Genomic DNA, 16,348 nt, shown 5'->3' with positions numbered 1-16,348 from the left:
GCCACTCTGTATTTTGTCAGAAGCAAAAAAAGAGACTCTACAAACGAATGTAAAGTCTCAGTAGGGTGCCCAAAGAGGTTCGAACTCTCGACATCTGGAACCACAATCCAGCGCTCTACCAACTGAGCTATGGGCACCATATCACCTCTGAAAGCCCTCCCAGAAGTGTAACGCAAAGGTACGACATAATTTCTAACCCTGCAATAGACCATACCACCCTCAGGGGGGGTGCCTTAGCGGTCTATTTCAGGGCTTATCAGCAGACGGATATGCAGATAGTAAAGTCCGATATTGTCATCTTTATCACACAAAATGGCATAGTAGGACTGATAAATGGGACGAAAAAGCGATTTCGACGTCCTTTTTGTGATGATTTATATTGTATTTCAATAAAAGTTCCTACATTTGAGCATGTAGAAGGGATTTCACATTGAGTGCGTTAGCAGTCCGGCTCCCTACTACTTACATAAGCATCATTTTTTTACACGTTTTATAACCATATTACTTTACCATGAACAAGACCGAATTCATTGAGGCAGTTGCCCAGAAGGCTGAGCTCACCAAGGCTGATGCCAAGAAGGCTGTTAATGCTTTCTGCGACGTTGTCGCAGAGGCTATGAAGAAGGACGAGAAGGTGACCATCATCGGATTTGGCACATTCTCCACCAGCGAGCGTGCTGCTCGTACTGGTATCAACCCTCAGACTGGCAAGAAGATGCACATCGCTGCTCGCAAGTCTGTAAAGTTCAAGGCCGGCTCCGGACTCGACCTCAAGAAGTGATCCAGATCCCCTTGAGATAGTGGAGGGGAAGCACTTCCCTCTGCGCTTAAGTTTATGGCGGGTGTCAGACCAAGTGGTCCGACACCCGCCATATCTTGTATCATACCTGCCTCAGGGGATTGCAAAACGCCTACCGACGTGACACATTGTACCGCCATCAGTTACTCGTAGACAGACTTGGCATAGGGTTTGTACATATGAGGGTGCAGACCTCTCACCGCGAGAGGACGATACTGACTAATAGACAACAAACTAATTTCATATACAAGATACAATGGGAAAGATTATCGGAATCGACTTAGGTACAACCAACTCCTGTGTGGCTGTACTCGAGAATAAGGAGCCCGTCGTGATTACAAATAGCGAGGGCAAAAGGACCACACCGAGCGTGGTCGCCTTTGTGGATGGTGGTGAGCGCAAGGTGGGAGACCCTGCCAAGCGTCAGGCAATCACCAATCCTCAAAACACAGTCTACTCTATCAAGCGCTTCATGGGTGAGAGATATTCCCAGATAGAGAAAGAGGCATCTCGTATGCCCTACAAGGTCGTGTCGAGTGGCAATGACCTGCCTCAGGTAGATATCAATGGTCAGATGTACACGCCTCAGGAGATCTCCGCTATGATCCTCCAGAAGATGAAGCAGACAGCTGAGGACTACCTCGGCGAGGCAGTGACGGAGGCGGTCATCACTGTACCTGCTTACTTCAGTGACTCTCAGCGACAGGCCACCAAGGAGGCCGGTGAGATCGCTGGGCTCAACGTGCGTCGTATCGTCAATGAGCCGACTGCCGCTGCCCTTGCATATGGTCTCGACAAGAGCAACAAGGATATGAATATTGCCGTCTTTGACTTAGGTGGCGGTACGTTCGATATCTCCATCCTTGAGCTGGGCGACGGGGTCTTCGAGGTGAAGAGTACCAATGGAGACACCCACCTCGGTGGTGACGACTTCGATCACGCCATCATGGACTGGCTGGCCGACGACTTCCTCAGCACTGAGAATGTCGATCTCCGCAAGGATCCGATGGCTCTGCAGCGCCTCAAGGACGCCGCCGAGAAGGCAAAGATCGAGCTCTCCAGCACCACCTCGACGGAGATCAACCTCCCCTACATTACCTCTGTGGATAATGTACCAAAGCACTTGGTGAAGACCCTGACAAGGGCTCAGTTTGAGCAGCTCTGCCACAACATCATCCAGCGATGCATCGAGCCGGTGAATAAGGCACTGGCAGACGCAGGCCTCTCTGCCTCAGACATTAATGATGTCATCCTCGTGGGTGGATCAACCCGTATCCCTGCTATCCAGGATCTGGTGAAGAAGCTCTTCAACCAAGAGCCCTCCAAGGGAGTCAACCCCGATGAGGTCGTCGCACTCGGTGCTGCTATCCAGGGTGGTGTACTCAGCGGAGATGTGAAGGATGTCCTCCTACTCGATGTCACCCCACTCTCTCTCGGTATCGAGACTATGGGCGGTGTGATGACGCGGCTGATCGATGCCAATACCACTATCCCGACCAAGAAGTCTCAGGTCTTCACCACCGCAGCTGACAACCAGCCCTCCGTAGAGATCCACGTGCTCCAGGGCGAGCGCCCAATGGCGAAGGACAATAAGTCGCTCGGAAAATTCAATCTTGATGGCATCCTCCCTGCCAAGCGTGGCGTGCCTCAGATCGAGGTGACCTTCGACATCGATGCCAATGGTATCGTCAACGTGTCTGCTCGCGACAAGGGGACCGGCAAGGAGCAGAAGATCCGCATCGAGGCCTCCAGTGGTCTTTCTCAGGAGGAGATCGATCGTATGAAGGCAGAGGCAGAGGCCAATGCCGACAACGATAAGAAGGAGAAGGAGAAGATCGATAAGCTCAATCAGGCCGACAGTGTAATCTTCCAGACTGAGAATCAGCTCAAGGATCTTGGTGACAAGATCCCTGCGGATGAGAAGTCCAAGATCGAGGCTTCACTCAGCAAGCTTAAGGAGGCGCACAAGGCTCAGGACATTGCCGGCATTGACTCAGCAATGGAGGAGTTGAATACAATCTTCCAGGGTCTCTCGGCTCAGATGTATGGCCAGCAGGGTGCTGATAGTCAGCAGGGTGCCTCGGGCGCTGGTCAGCAGGCCACCTCAGGCCCCACTGCCGGAGACAACTCCTCCACGGACAACACCGGCGAGGGAGATGTCAAGGATGCTGACTTCGAGGAGGTGTGATAGTCAGCCTTTTCCCTTAGAGAGGGATCTGAGGTGATTTAACTTCAGCTCATCCCTTAAGTCAAAAGACCTACAGGTTTCCGCCTGTGGGTCTTTTTTTGTGTGATAACGAGAGGACAAATCTATTACCGATATTAGTCGCGTCTAATATCGGTAAAGCTGTGAGCTAATATCGGTATTAGATCGCGCTCTGAGGATTTCGGATCAGAAGTAAGTAAGGACCTGCCCTTTCTCTCAAGCTCAAGACCCGCTATTTTGGTACCTTTACACATTCGTAATTTGCCCTTAAAGGAGAATGAGCAAAAGCAAGCTTGAGAAATTTGCCGAGATCGACCGGCTGACCAACGTCCTGCAGTACCCCTTCGAGACACTTCGGAGGGAGGGGATGACCTTTCCCCACAAGGGGCATTGGTCTGATGAGGTCTTCCACAATGGTGCTCCCATCGTACTGGAGCTCGGCTGTGGTAGAGGTGAGTATACCGTAGAGCTCGGTCGGACCTATCGCGACCACAACTTCATCGGAATGGACATCAAGGGGAATCGTCTCTGGGCCGGAGCCAAGGCTGCGGACGAGGAGGGACTGGAGAATGTTTGCTTCCTAAGAGCTGAGATCGAGTTTTTGGACACTTTTTTTGCTCCGGGGGAGATATCTGAGATATGGCTTACCTTCCCCGACCCGCAGATGCGTAAGAGCAGGCGTCGACTTACCTCACCCCGATTTCTGACTATGTATCGTCAGATCCTGGCAGAGCCGTCAGTGCTTCACCTGAAGACCGACTCGCAGTTTCTCTTTAGCTACACCGAGGCCGTGGCTGAGGTCAATGGTCTGACAATCGATAAGCGAATGACAGACGTGGGTAGCGAGGCCACCGCTGACTCCCCTCTTCGGACGATCCAGACGTACTACGAGCAGCAGTGGATCGCTCGAGGGATCTCGATCAAGTACCTCCGACTGCTACTGGATCACCTACCGGATGAGCCTATCGAGCCAGAGGTGGAGATCGAGCAGGACAGCTATAGGAGCTTTGGTCGGTCCCGGAGGTCAGAGGTGGTGGGCAAAGGAAGCAAAGAAGAATAAATCGTAAGAATAGAGATGCCATATATCACACTATACCCGGCACTGATCCGGGAAGCACTTAAGGAGGTGCGATATCCTGGCGAGGAGTCGGATATCGTCGCCTCTGGAATGGTGGAAGACAATATCAGGATAGAGGAGAATAAGGTCTCCCTCTCGATCCGCTTCAAGAAAAGCCGCGACCCCTTCCACAAGAGTGTCCTTAGGGCAGCTGAGGCGGCGCTGAAGCGAGAGATCTCTCCCGACCTGGAGGTGGACATCACTCCCCTATTCCCTGAGCCGACCCCCACTGCCAACGAGGAGCCGCCCCTGCAGGGTGTCAAGAATATCATCGCTATCGCCTCCGGCAAGGGGGGTGTGGGAAAGAGCACAGTGACCACCAACCTGGCTGTGTCATTGGCTGCACTCGGGTATAGCGTGGGACTGCTGGATGCGGATATCTTCGGTCCCTCTATCCCCCGTATGCTCGGGGTGCAGGAGTATAGGCCCTGGCTTGATGAGGTGGACGGCAAGGAGCTGATCCATCCGGCAGAGGTCTATGGCGTCAAGGCACTCTCCATCGGACACTTTGTCGACTCCGACCAAGCTCTTGCTTGGCGCGGCTCTATGGCATCCAATGCCCTCGGGCAGCTGATCCGCGAGGGCAACTGGGGAGAGCTGGACTATCTCCTCATCGACCTGCCTCCCGGTACATCGGACATACAGCTGACACTGGTACAGACGCTTCCCATCACCGGGGCAGTCATCGTGACTACCCCACAGAGCGTAGCTACAGACGATGCGATCAAGGCGATCAACCTCTTCCGTCTGGATCAGGTGTCGGTACCGATCCTCGGTGTGGTGGAGAATATGTCGTGGTTTACCCCTGCTGAGCTACCGGATCATCGGTACCACATCTTCGGAGAGGGCGGTGGAGAGGCTCTGGCAGAGCTCACTGGCAGTACGCTGCTAGGACAGATCCCTCTTGTGCAGAGCGTACGAGAGGGAGGTGACGAGGGGAAGCCGGTTGCCCTCCGAGAGACGGTGTCGGGGCTTGCATTCCGCCACGTGGCAGAGCGGATGATCGGAGCAGTGGGGGAGCGCAATAAGCTACTCCCTCCCACTCATGAGGTAAAGATCAATAAGTAACATCAAGATACTCTATATCAAGAACGAAATGACTAAACGCACTTCCTATAGGCGAAGCGATGGTAACTCGATGCTCGGCTTCCTCAAGGGGGTCAATCCCGCTGTCTATCTCTTCGGTGCCACTGTGCTGGCACTCATCTTAGCCAACTCACCATGGAGTGACTACTACTTCTCCTTCCTAACTACACCGATCAACCTCCAGATAGGAGACTGGCAGGTCTTTAGCCACCACGGGAGGACGATGAATATAGGGGAGTTTATCAACGACGCCCTGATGTGTTTCTTCTTCTTCTCTGTGGGACTGGAGATCAAGCACGAGATGGTGGGCGGATCACTATCGGACTTCAAGACAGCAAACCTACCGGTCCTTGCAGCTATCGGCGGTATGTTGGTACCGGTCGCCTGCTTCGCTCTCGTGGAGAGCGGCAACTCCACCGTGCTGAGAGGAGCCGCCATCCCGATGTCGACAGATATCGCCTTCTCCCTTGCTGCTCTCGGTCTACTCGGTAGCCGTGTCCCCACGACGCTGAAGGTATTCCTGATGGCTCTTGCCGTCGTGGACGATATCGGAGGGATCCTTGTCATTGCGATCTTCTACTCAGGGGGACTGGCTGTCTTCCCGCTGCTGATCGCTGCAGTACTGCTGATCTTCACCCGTTTCTGTGGTCAGAAAGGGGTGTATAGGCAGTGGTTTTACTACCTTATGTTCTTCCTCGTGTGGCTCTGCTTCCTCCATGGTGGGATACACACGACGATCGCCGGTGTCCTGCTTGCCTTCTGCGTGCCCTACGTCCCGATGGGTGTACCGAAGGATCTGATGGATCAGATCAATGTGGCAAGGCAACACTTCGACACCTACCCTGTGTCGCATAGCAAGAATAGGGTCTATATGTCTGCTCCTCAGCTCGACATACTCACTCAGATCCGCGACACCTCATCTAAGGTGGTGAGTCCGGTGCAGCGGATGAATGTCAATATCAGCCCCTTCGTGAATTATGTCGTGCTACCACTCTTCGCCTTCTCCAATGCCGGGATCGCCCTTGGCGATGTGCCTCTGAGCGACTTTGCAGGCGGTGTCCCCTTCGCAGTGATGCTGGGTCTCGTGGTCGGCAAGCCACTCGGTATTTTCCTCTTTACTTGGCTCTTCACAAAGCTTGGTGTGGTCAGCTTCCCTCCCGGTATGACTAAGCGAAACCTGCTGGGCGTGGGTATGTTTGCCGGGATCGGCTTTACCGTATCACTCTTTGTAGCGACTCTTGCATACCCCGCATCGCTCGGCGATATCGGTGTTGAGTACCTCAATGACGCCAAGCTCGGCATCCTGCTCGGTAGCTTGATCTCCGGGTTCATCGCTTACTACTACATGCGTACTATCCTGAATAGGGAGGTAAAGGAGGGACGTGGTGCCGCCAGCCCAGAGTATCAGGCTTACCTCAGGGGCCAATCCAGTCATACCCTAGAAGAGAAGTGACTTATAGATGAGTAGAGGAGACCATCAGATACTCAAGTCCGTACTTCTCCTCCTCGCAGCTTCCGGACTTGCCTTTGGGGTAACACTTACCCTCAGAGAGCTCTTTCCCTCCATTGGGGTCAAGGTGTTCAACCCTCTGAGCGACCTCTTCCCCACACCGGGAGGAGAGGTGGCTCAGGGGGCTGATACACCCCTAGAGGACCCACTGCTGGCAGAGGCGATGAGGCGTGACAGCCTCGAGCGTGAGGAGGCCGAGGTGACAGCCGACACTCTGCAAGTGGACAGCGTTATGGAGCCGATCTCTGCCGGACTGCTCCCCGCGGGACTGATCGACTACTCGGATGGATCAGCACTCACTCGACTGAGAGAGACCCTCACGCAAGCGGGAGATCACCAGGTCAATGTAGCTTTCCTCGGGGACTCCTTCATCGAGGGAGATATATTAGTCGAGCACTTCCGCGAGGCTCTACAGGCACGCTATGGCGGTGGAGGAGTCGGCTACGTGCCGCTCACATCCGTCACGGCACGCTTTAGACAGACGATCAAGCACCGCTTCTCAGGATCGTGGGAGGATGACAATGCCCTTAAGCACCCGCGTGGCAACCACTTCCTGATCACAGGATCTTACCAGCAGGCTGTCGGCGAGGCAGAGGTGATCTACGAGAATAGGCAACCGGTCGACCAAGCGACTCTCCTCTACACATCGGAGGATAGCCTGCTGATAAGCTCCACAGTGAATGGTGATGCACCCACGCAGATACTTCTTCCCTCAACGGGAGGCAGGCTGCATAGTGTGAAAGTGGGACGACAGGTATCGTCGCTTCGTCTCGACTTTTCCAAGGCTGAGAGCAGCAGACTCTATGGTATCTGTATGGACGGAGACAGAGGCGTACGAGTGGATAATATGAGCCTGAGAGGCTCCTCTGGTCTACAGCTGGGGGCAGTCTCCCTAAGTCTCTCAGAGGACCTCCATCGCATCCGACCTTACCACTTGATCGTCCTCTCCTATGGACTCAACGTGGTAAGTCCCAAGGACGTCCATAATGACTATGGTTATTACTACAAGGGGATGGATCGGGTGCTCTCATGTCTCCATGATATCTATCCTGAGGCGATCTTCCTGATTATCTCTATCTCCGACCGAGGTCAGAAGTATGACGGCGAAGTCTACACACTTCCCGGCGTGCCACGAATGGTAGAGATACAGGAGCGATTAGCAAAGAAGTACCACGCCCTTTTCTTCAATACCTATGGCACCATACGATCGATGGGCGGGATACGGAGCTTTGTGTCGAAGGGCTGGGCGGCAAAGGACTATACGCACCTCAGCTCTGCAGGTGGTCGAGAGATCTCCAAGCGACTGGTACAAGACCTGGTGGAGAGTCCCATTGGTCAAGTGACTCGTCAGGTAGCTGAGGCTCCCCTAGAGGAATCACTCCTCCCGACAAAAAGCAAGGGAGCAAAGTGCGCAGAAGCCAAGAGTGACACCCTGAAGCAGCAGAGTAGCTCTCCGACCACATTTCCTCAAGAAGGCACAGCAAAGAAGGACTCCATCTGAAGTTTATGCGGTCTCACTACTCTATCCGCCTTTTCCTACTACTCCAGGCAATCGTTCCGTTGTTGCTCGGCTCAGGGGCATTGCTGAAGGCTCAGCAGGAGTCTCAGCATGACCTCTACAGACAAGAGCGTGCAGTACGGGTGATAGCACCTCGTGGCTACCTTGATCCCATATGGCAGAGATGCTCGACACCTGGCGGAGATGATCATACCATCGTCCTGCACTTAGGCGACTCGCATGTACAGGCGGGTTTCTTCACGATGCCGATCAGGGAATACTTCGGCCGACAGTTTGGGCTCTCCGGACCGGGACTGATCGCCCCCTACCGGATACTGGGTACTAATGAGCCACGCCATATGAGGCTACAAGGACGACGGGGCACATATACCACCGATCAGATCACCCGCAGATCCTATGCAGGCGAAGGTCCCACAGGGATTGAGATGCGGTCTATCGTCTCCAGACCTCAGGAGGTGACTCTCTCCACGAGCGATGGGATCCGTTTTGACCGGGTAATCGTATTCCATAGTCCCAATGACAGAGCCTTCTCCCTCTCCGGAGACTGGTCCAACTCGCCTCGACGCCCATTCTCCCTCCTTACCGCAGGCTTCTGCGAGACGGATACCCTCGACCTTAAGCGCAGCGTCACATCTACTAAGCTGGTGATCCCGGCAGGAGCGACCTTTTATGGTGCGAGCCTAGAGAGTCGGGCTCCGGGCGTGACCGTGCATACTCTGGGACACAATGGGGCTACCTACCAGACCTACCTGAAGGATCACTTTACCAGCTCCTTGTCTAAGCTGAAGCCGGACCTGATCATCCTCTCCCTCGGTACCAACGATGCTATGGGGCGTGTCAACTCATCAGCGGTAAGGGCGTCTGTGAGAAGCCTTGTCGACCAATTGAGAAAAAGCTGTCCGGAGGCTAAAATCGTCCTATCCACTCCGGTCATGTGCTATGTCTCCCGCCGTCGAGGTCTGACCGCTTCTAATCCCAATGTCAAGCTGGTCTCACGCTCCATAGTAGAGGAGGCAAAGGCTCTGGGCGTTGGATACATCGATACATTCGAAATATTCGGCGGGGAGAGAGGAGCAGACAGATTAGTCTCCGAGGGGCTACTCCAGGGTGACCGGATCCACCTCACCACCGAGGGCTATAAATCCCTCGGAAACTCCATAGCCGATGCTCTCGCTAAGGACTATAAGCGCTACCTCGGCTCCCGCGTAATGATCAACTAACACATCCCATGTGGCAAAAAATCATAGGGTTACTGAGCTACGACCCGACCTCCCCACTTCTCTTCAATAGCGGTCTTTTCCTGGTCCTCTTCCTCCTTTTTGTCCCGGTATTCTATCTGCTCCGCAAGCGCCATCTCCCGAGGACGATCTGGGTGGTGCTCTTCTCCCTCTACTTCTACTATCTCTCCAGCGGAGTCTACTTTGTCCTCCTAATCCTCTTAGCGACGACAGACTTCATCATTGGTCGGCAGATAGCACGGAGCGAAAGCTGGTCGGGAAAGAAGTGCTGGCTGATCCTCAGCCTGCTCCTCGACCTCGGACTGCTCTGCTACTTCAAGTACACGAATTTCCTCTACGACTCCTTTGCTCCACTCTTCGGAGCGACACCGGAGGGGCGTCACTTTGACATCTTCCTGCCTGTGGGCATCTCTTTCTTTACCTTTCAGTCCCTAAGCTATGTGATCGACATATATCGGGGAAAGATAGAGCCGCTCAGGCGATGGATTGACTACCTATTCTACATATCCTTCTTCCCGCAGCTGGTAGCCGGCCCGATTGTCCGAGCGGTCGACTTCATCCCGCAGATCTACAGGATCCCTAGGGTGAGTCGGGATGACTTCGGTCGAGGACTGTTTCTGATCCTCTGTGGACTGCTTAAGAAAGGGGTGATCTCAGACTATATATCGCTAAACTTTGTCGACCGTGTCTTTGATCAGCCGTTGCTCTACAGCGGGTTTGAGAACTTAATGGGTGTCTACGGCTATGCGCTGCAGATCTACTGCGACTTCTCCGGCTACTCCGACATCGCCATCGGACTGGCACTCTGGATGGGGTACCACTTCAATACCAACTTTGACTTCCCCTACAAGTCGGCCACGATCACAGAGTTTTGGCGACGCTGGCACATCTCTCTCTCCTCTTGGCTGAGGGACTACGTCTACATCTCGCTGGGAGGGAATAGGAAAGGGAAGATCCGTACCTACATCAACCTCCTCATCACCATGCTCCTTGGAGGGCTGTGGCACGGAGCTAATATCCGCTTCGTCCTCTGGGGCGCTATGCACGGAGTGGCGCTGGCGGTACATAAGTTTTTCATAGGACTCTTCCCCAGACTGGGTCGCACAGGAGAGGAGATGAGCCCGGTATGGCGGATCGTCTCCGTGATCATCACCTTTCACTTCGTCTGCTTCACGTGGATCTTCTTCCGTATGGGGTCGATCAATGGTGTGTGGGATATGCTGACGATGATCACGCAGGAGTTCCACCCTGAGGTGATACCACAATTCTTTGCGGGATATCGGATGGTGACAGCTCTCATCGTCACTGGCTTCTTGCTTCACTTTTGCCCAGACAGGTGGCGGGCGTCGCTCCAGGGCAGCGTAGCTAGAGCTCCCCTCTGGGCTCAGACACTACTCTTTGCAGCAGTATTAGTGATCCTCACGCAGTTCAGGAGCGCTGGCGTACAGCCCTTTATCTACTTCCAGTTCTGACACTTCTGTAGCTGCAAAATTGCAGGTAAGAGCTAGCGGATTACATCAAGGGAAAAAGCTTCATACCTCACTCCTCGGGAAACGATCGCACAGGGATAAAACCCTTCTGTAATGAACAGAGAAGGCGAGTATGAAGAAAAATACCTACAAATCCGTGTTAACTTCAAAAATAATACATATCTTTGGACCATAAGAGTAACAAGAACAACATTCAATCACTTTTCAAAGCAACTTTACAATCGTCATGAAAAAGCACAATTTCACTGCAGGACCATGTATCCTGGATGAGGGTGTTATCAAGGAGGCCGCTCGTGCGGTACTCAATTACAACGGCACAGATCTCTCCCTGATCGAGATCTCCCACCGTAGCAAGACCTTCCAAGACACGCTCGCTGAGACCACAGCACTCTTCAAGGAGGTGCTTGAGATCCCTGATACACACACGGTCTTCTTCCTCGGCGGAGGTGCCAGCCTGCAGTTTTATGCTCACGCGGTCAATTTCCTGAAGAAAAAGGCTGCCTATGTCGATACCGGCAACTGGGCCCACAAGGCTATCGAGGAGGCTCAGGTAGTCGGCGATGCTGAGGTTGTCGCCAGCAGCCGTGATGCCAACTACACCTTCTACCCCGAGCTCCCTAAGCTCTCACCGGACGAGTACGACTACCTCCACTTCACCTCCAACAACACCATCTATGGTACGGAGCTGCGTGAGGATCCTGAGGTTGGTGTGCCACTGATCGCTGATATGTCCTCTGACATCTTCACCCGTCACATCGACTTCTCCAAGTACATCTGCATCTATGGTGGTGCACAGAAGAATATCGCCCCCGCCGGTGTCACCTTTGTGATCGTACGTAAGGACGCCCTCGGCAAGACCGGTCGCGCTATCCCGAAGATCCTCGACTACCAGACCCACGTTGATCACGCCGACTCCTACAACACGCCCCCTGTATTCCAGATCTACGTGATGCAGCAGACGCTCAAGTGGTTCAAGGAGATCGGTGGTCTCGATGAGCTTGAGAGAAGAGCTAAGGAGAGAGCAAAGGTGCTCTATGACGAGATCGACCGCTCTAAGGTCTTCCGTGGCGTAGCTAGGAAGGAGGATCGCTCTCTGATGAATGTAGACTTTGTCCTCGCCGACGAGTACAAGGACAAGGAGGCTGCATTCTTTGACTTCGCCAAGAAGAGAGGTATGGAGGGCATCAAGGGTCACCGCTCTATCGGTGGATGCCGCTGCTCTCTCTACAACGCACTACCCCTCTACAGCGTGGAGGCACTCGTTAAGTGCATGCAGGACTTTGAGAAGGAGATCCTCTAACTCACGATAGCCTGATATCACAATGACTAAGAAAGTATTAGTAGCTACAGAGAAGCCCTTCAACTCCGCTGCAGTACCACAAATCCGCAAGATCGTGGAGGATGCCGGCTACAAGCTCGAGGTGCTAGAGAAGTACCAAAGCCAAGACGAGCTGCTGAAGGCAGTCACTGACGCCAATGCCCTCATCGTCCGCAGTGACAAGATCACCAAGGAGGTGATCGACGCCGCCAAGGAGCTGGAGGTGATCGTCCGCGCCGGTGCTGGATACGACTCCATCGACACCCAGTATGCCAAGGAGAAGGGCGTGATCGTGGAGAACACTCCTGGACAGAACTCGAATGCTGTCGGAGAGCTCGTCTTCGGTCTGCTTGTATTCGCAGCACGCAATCGCTTCAATGGCAAGTCCGGGAGCGAGCTGATGGGCAAGAAGATCGGCTTCCACGCCTTTGGTCACACCGCCCGCTGCGCTGCTCGTATTGCACGCGGCTTCGGTATGGAGATATACTGCTTCGAGCCCTTCTTCGAGCAGGGCAAGGAGCGCTCCCCCAAAGAGTACGAGGATGTCACCAACTTCACCAACGTGAAGGATCTCTACAAGACCTGTGACATCGTCTCCCTGCACCTCCCCGCCACACCGGAGACCAAGGGATCCATCAACTATGATCTCGTGAAGAATATGCCCAAGGGCGGTGTCCTCCTCAACGCTGCGCGCAAGGAGATCATCGACGAGGCAGGACTTCTCGCGCTCCTGCAGGAGCGCGAGGACCTCAAGTATCTCACCGATATCATGCCCGACATGGATGCAGAGTATCGCGAGAAGCTGGGAGATCGATACTTCTCCACCCCCAAGAAGATGGGTGCTCAGACTGTCGAGGCCAATATCAATGCCGGCCTTGCTGCTGCCCATCAGATCGTTGCCCTCTTCAGCGAAGGTGAGGTAAAGTTCCAAGTCAATAAGTAACCACTACTATCCCCATAATAATGGCTACAGTAAAACCATTTAAGGGCTGGCGCCCTCCCAAGGACCTGGTCACCAAGGTCAGCTCACGTCCCTACGACGTCCTCGACACGGAGGAGGCTCGCAAGGAGTCTGAGGGCAATCCGATGTCCCTCTACCACATCATCCGCCCGGAGATCAATTTCCCCGCTGGTAAGGATGAGCACGACCCCGAGGTCTATACCGCGGCTCGTGAGCAGAAGGACAAGTTTGTCAAGGAAGGCTGGCTGGTACAGGATGAAAAGCCATGCTACTACCTCTACGCTCAGACTATGGGCGACCGTACCCAGTACGGCTTTGTGGTAGGTGCCTACGTACACGACTACTTCAATAACGTCATCCGCAAGCATGAGCTCACGCTCAGGGCCAAGGAGGATGATCGTATGAAGCACGTCAATGTCCTCAATGCGAATATGGAGCCTGTCTTCCTCGCATTCCCAGACAATGCAGACCTGCAAGCGATCATCGACAAGTACCGCAAGACTGAGCCGGAGTACGACTTCGTCGCTCCTCCGGAGGACTTCCGCCACACCTTCTGGGTCATCAGCGATGACAGAGACATTGAGACCATCACGAGAGAGTTTGGTAAAATGCCTGCGCTCTATATTGCTGATGGCCACCACCGCTCTGCCGCTGCTGCTCGTGTGGGTAAGGAGAGGTCTGAGGCTAACCCCAATCACACCGGCAAGGAGGAGTACAATTACTTCATGGCAGTTGTCTTCCCCGCCAGCCACCTGCACGTCATGGACTACAATCGTGTAGTCAAGGACCTGAATGGACTGACGAAGGAGCAATTCATCAAGAAGCTGGAGGAGAACTTCGATGTAGAGTGTAAGGGAAAGGAGATCTACCACCCCAATAAGCTCCACAACTTCAGTATGTACCTTGATGGTCAGTGGTACTCCCTCACCGCCAAGCCCGACACCTACGATGACAACGACCCTGTCGGCATCCTGGATGTGACGGTATCGAGTAACCTGATCCTCGAGGACATCCTCAAAATTGGTGACCTCCGGACCAGTAACCGCATCGACTTCGTCGGTGGGCTTCGCGGTCTCGAGGAGCTTCAGCGCCGTGTCGATAGTGGTGAGATGATCATGGCCCTGGCACTCTATCCTGTGACTATGGGACAGATCATGAAGATCGCTGACACCGGCAATATCATGCCCCCCAAGGCGACTTGGTTTGAGCCGAAGCTTCGCTCCGGTCTCATTGTCCACACCCTTGAGGACGAAAAGTAAGGGATGAGATAAGAGACCCTTATCTCTCCCTATAAAGAAGAAGAAGAGTGCCTGTGGTTGTATGACCGCAGGCACTCTTTTTTCTGTCCCATAGGGACCTCTAACCATAGGTCAAATGTCGCGCCAATCTAATACCGGTAAAAGAGACATCTAATACCGATATTAGTGGCGACTAATATCGGTATTAGAAATAACCATAGTCAAAGTCGACCATGGCAACCCTCGTCAGTAGCTTCTCTACCATCCTGCCCATTGAAAAAACGGATCATCACAGTGTCACTATAGTCAACAATAATCTGTACATTTGTAGCATAATCAAATCACAACTAATCAATCCATAACAGCACAACTATTATTATGGGAAATCCCAAGATGCGTACAGAGAAAGACTTACTCGGTAGTATGCAGATCCCTATGGATCACCTATATGGTATTCAGACTCAGAGAGCGGCAGACAACTTCCAGTTCTCTCCATACAAGCTCTCCACCTATCCTCGCTTCATCGAGGCTATGGCGATCACAAAGAAGGCAGCCGCGATGGCCAATCACGAGCTCAACGAGCTTCCTGAGGATGTCTTCAAGGCTATTTGTCGGGCATGTGATGAGATCCGCGAGGGCGAGCTGAGAGATCAGTTCTGCATCGATATGTTCCAGGGAGGAGCAGGGACCTCGGCTAATATGAATGCCAATGAGGTGATCGCCAATCGGGCACTTGAGATCCTTGGTTACGAGCACGGAGACTACAAGCACTGTGATCCCCACGACCACGTCAACCTCTCTCAGTCCACCAATGATGCTTACCCAACCTTCGCACACATCGGACTTTACCTCACATTCCTCGACCTTACACCCCACCTCGATGAGCTGATCAAGTCTCTGAGGAAGAAGGCAAAAGAATTCCGTGGGATGCTTAAGATCGGTCGTACCCAGCTCCAGGATGCCGTCCCGATGACCCATGAGCAGACCTTCAATGGCTTCGCCTCAATCCTTGAGGAAGAGATCCCCAATCTTGAGCACGCCGCCAAGCAATTCCTCGTACTCAATATGGGCTCCACAGCCATCGGCACCGGTATCTGCTCTCAGCCCGGCTATCGTGAGGCAGTGATCAAGGCCTTCCGCAAGATCACCGAGTGGGACATCAAGCCGACCAAGGATTACGTAGGCGCCACCTCCGACACCTCCCATATGGTAGGCTACTCCGCAGCCCTTAAGCGCCTAGCCGTCAAGCTCAGCAAGATCTCCAATGACCTGCGCCTCCTATCCAGTGGTCCCTTTGCCGGACTCGGGGATATCAGCCTTCCCGCTCGTCAGCCCGGCTCGTCCATCATGCCCGGTAAGGTCAATCCTGTCATCCCCGAGGTGATCACTCAGATCGCTATGAAGGTGATCGGAAACGACGTCTGCGTGACTATGGCAGGCGAGGCCGCACAGCTGGAGCTCAATGCTATGGAGCCTATTATGGTCCAGTGCTGCTTCGAGAGCTCTGATCTCCTGATGCGTGCTATGGACACCCTGCGGGAGCTCTGTATCGACGGCATCAAGGCCAATGCTGAGCACACCCGCAAGCAGGTATACGACAGCCTCTCCATCGTGACGGCTCTCAATCCCTACATCGGCTACGACAACTCGACCCTCCTCACACAGGAGGCTCAGGCATCCGGACGGAGTATTGTAGACCTCGTGCTCGAGAAGGGCATCCTCTCCAAGGAGCAGCTCGACGAGATCCTCGATCCTGACAATCTGACCCAGCCGGTAAGACTTGACATCAAGCCCCTCAAGAGTGTAGAGTAAGCCGCCCCTACTGCCTTTTTGGCACAAAACAAACTCAAGCGACGCATCAGAGCA

The 16,348-nt window shown here is 53.7% G+C and carries 12 protein-coding genes and 1 tRNA gene; 12 read left to right on the top strand and 1 reads right to left on the bottom strand.

All coding sequences use genetic code 11. The features are described 5' to 3' along the window. Positions 1-64 precede the first annotated feature (64 nt). Positions 65-137 (bottom strand) — tRNA-His (locus QZR17_RS00455). Between the two features lie 374 nt (positions 138-511). Between QZR17_RS00455 and QZR17_RS00450 the strand changes: the two genes are divergently transcribed. The 12 genes from QZR17_RS00450 to QZR17_RS00395 all read left to right on the top strand — a co-directional run bounded on the left by QZR17_RS00450 (position 512) and on the right by QZR17_RS00395 (position 16,294). Further along, positions 512-781 carry an HU family DNA-binding protein gene (locus QZR17_RS00450; protein WP_297126315.1) on the top strand — a complete coding sequence of 90 codons (270 nt, stop codon included), beginning with the start codon at positions 512-514 and terminating at the stop codon, positions 779-781. A gap of 274 nt (positions 782-1,055) precedes the next feature. Further along, positions 1,056-2,987, top strand: a complete 1,932-nt coding sequence (dnaK, locus tag QZR17_RS00445; protein ID WP_297126314.1) for a molecular chaperone DnaK — start codon at positions 1,056-1,058, stop codon at positions 2,985-2,987. 295 nt (positions 2,988-3,282) lie between these two features. Further along, positions 3,283-4,065, top strand: coding sequence for a tRNA (guanosine(46)-N7)-methyltransferase TrmB (gene trmB / locus QZR17_RS00440; protein WP_297126309.1), 783 nt, complete (start codon positions 3,283-3,285; stop codon positions 4,063-4,065). Between the two features lie 15 nt (positions 4,066-4,080). Next, the gene (locus QZR17_RS00435) at positions 4,081-5,190 is read left to right on the top strand and encodes an Mrp/NBP35 family ATP-binding protein (RefSeq protein WP_297126307.1); all 1,110 of its coding nucleotides are present in this window, start codon (positions 4,081-4,083) and stop codon (positions 5,188-5,190) included. Between the two features lie 28 nt (positions 5,191-5,218). After that, entirely contained in the window at positions 5,219-6,661 is a 1,443-nt protein-coding gene (gene nhaA / locus QZR17_RS00430) for a Na+/H+ antiporter NhaA (RefSeq protein ID WP_297126305.1), read from the top strand. Positions 6,662-6,668: 7 nt separating this feature from the next. Then, the gene (locus QZR17_RS00425) at positions 6,669-8,219 is read left to right on the top strand and encodes a hypothetical protein (protein WP_297126302.1); all 1,551 of its coding nucleotides are present in this window, start codon (positions 6,669-6,671) and stop codon (positions 8,217-8,219) included. A 5-nt stretch (positions 8,220-8,224) separates the two neighbouring features. Further along, a complete protein-coding gene (locus QZR17_RS00420) occupies positions 8,225-9,457 on the top strand; it encodes a GDSL-type esterase/lipase family protein (RefSeq protein WP_297126300.1) in 1,233 nt (410 codons plus the stop codon). Between the two features lie 8 nt (positions 9,458-9,465). Next, positions 9,466-10,947: an MBOAT family O-acyltransferase gene (locus QZR17_RS00415; RefSeq protein WP_297126297.1), complete on the top strand. Its 1,482-nt coding sequence runs from the start codon at positions 9,466-9,468 to the stop codon at positions 10,945-10,947. A gap of 244 nt (positions 10,948-11,191) precedes the next feature. Next, complete coding sequence (gene serC, locus QZR17_RS00410) at positions 11,192-12,265, top strand: 3-phosphoserine/phosphohydroxythreonine transaminase (RefSeq protein ID WP_296159825.1); 1,074 nt, start codon at positions 11,192-11,194, stop codon at positions 12,263-12,265. Between the two features lie 22 nt (positions 12,266-12,287). Further along, the gene (locus tag QZR17_RS00405) at positions 12,288-13,226 is read left to right on the top strand and encodes an NAD(P)-dependent oxidoreductase (RefSeq protein WP_297126294.1); all 939 of its coding nucleotides are present in this window, start codon (positions 12,288-12,290) and stop codon (positions 13,224-13,226) included. 20 nt (positions 13,227-13,246) lie between these two features. Then, a complete protein-coding gene (locus QZR17_RS00400; protein ID WP_297126291.1) occupies positions 13,247-14,503 on the top strand; it encodes a DUF1015 domain-containing protein in 1,257 nt (418 codons plus the stop codon). Positions 14,504-14,860: 357 nt separating this feature from the next. Next, positions 14,861-16,294 (top strand): aspartate ammonia-lyase, encoded by a 1,434-nt coding sequence (locus QZR17_RS00395; RefSeq protein WP_297126288.1) that lies wholly within the window; start codon positions 14,861-14,863, stop codon positions 16,292-16,294. The last annotated feature ends 54 nt before the right edge of the window (positions 16,295-16,348 follow it).

The organism is uncultured Porphyromonas sp., assembly GCF_900541275.1.
In the GTDB taxonomy this organism is placed as follows: Bacteria; Bacteroidota; Bacteroidia; order Bacteroidales; family Porphyromonadaceae; genus Porphyromonas_A.
The sequence above is the reverse complement of the archived record's forward strand: the minus strand, read 5'-3'. Positions and strand labels throughout refer to the sequence as shown.

Bases quoted from the DNA above. Each gene is read 5' to 3' on its own strand.
- QZR17_RS00420 (WP_297126300.1), top strand. From the start codon at position 8,225: ATGCGGTCTCACTACTCTATCCGCCTTTTCCTACTACTCCAGGCAATC.
- QZR17_RS00415 (WP_297126297.1), top strand. From the start codon at position 9,466: ATGTGGCAAAAAATCATAGGGTTACTGAGCTACGACCCGACCTCCCCA.
- QZR17_RS00405 (WP_297126294.1), top strand. From the start codon at position 12,288: ATGACTAAGAAAGTATTAGTAGCTACAGAGAAGCCCTTCAACTCCGCT.
- nhaA (WP_297126305.1), top strand. From the start codon at position 5,219: ATGACTAAACGCACTTCCTATAGGCGAAGCGATGGTAACTCGATGCTC.
- trmB (WP_297126309.1), top strand. From the start codon at position 3,283: ATGAGCAAAAGCAAGCTTGAGAAATTTGCCGAGATCGACCGGCTGACC.
- QZR17_RS00425 (WP_297126302.1), top strand. From the start codon at position 6,669: ATGAGTAGAGGAGACCATCAGATACTCAAGTCCGTACTTCTCCTCCTC.
- serC (WP_296159825.1), top strand. From the start codon at position 11,192: ATGAAAAAGCACAATTTCACTGCAGGACCATGTATCCTGGATGAGGGT.
- QZR17_RS00400 (WP_297126291.1), top strand. From the start codon at position 13,247: ATGGCTACAGTAAAACCATTTAAGGGCTGGCGCCCTCCCAAGGACCTG.
- dnaK (WP_297126314.1), top strand. From the start codon at position 1,056: ATGGGAAAGATTATCGGAATCGACTTAGGTACAACCAACTCCTGTGTG.
- QZR17_RS00450 (WP_297126315.1), top strand. From the start codon at position 512: ATGAACAAGACCGAATTCATTGAGGCAGTTGCCCAGAAGGCTGAGCTC.
- QZR17_RS00395 (WP_297126288.1), top strand. From the start codon at position 14,861: ATGGGAAATCCCAAGATGCGTACAGAGAAAGACTTACTCGGTAGTATG.
- QZR17_RS00435 (WP_297126307.1), top strand. From the start codon at position 4,081: ATGCCATATATCACACTATACCCGGCACTGATCCGGGAAGCACTTAAG.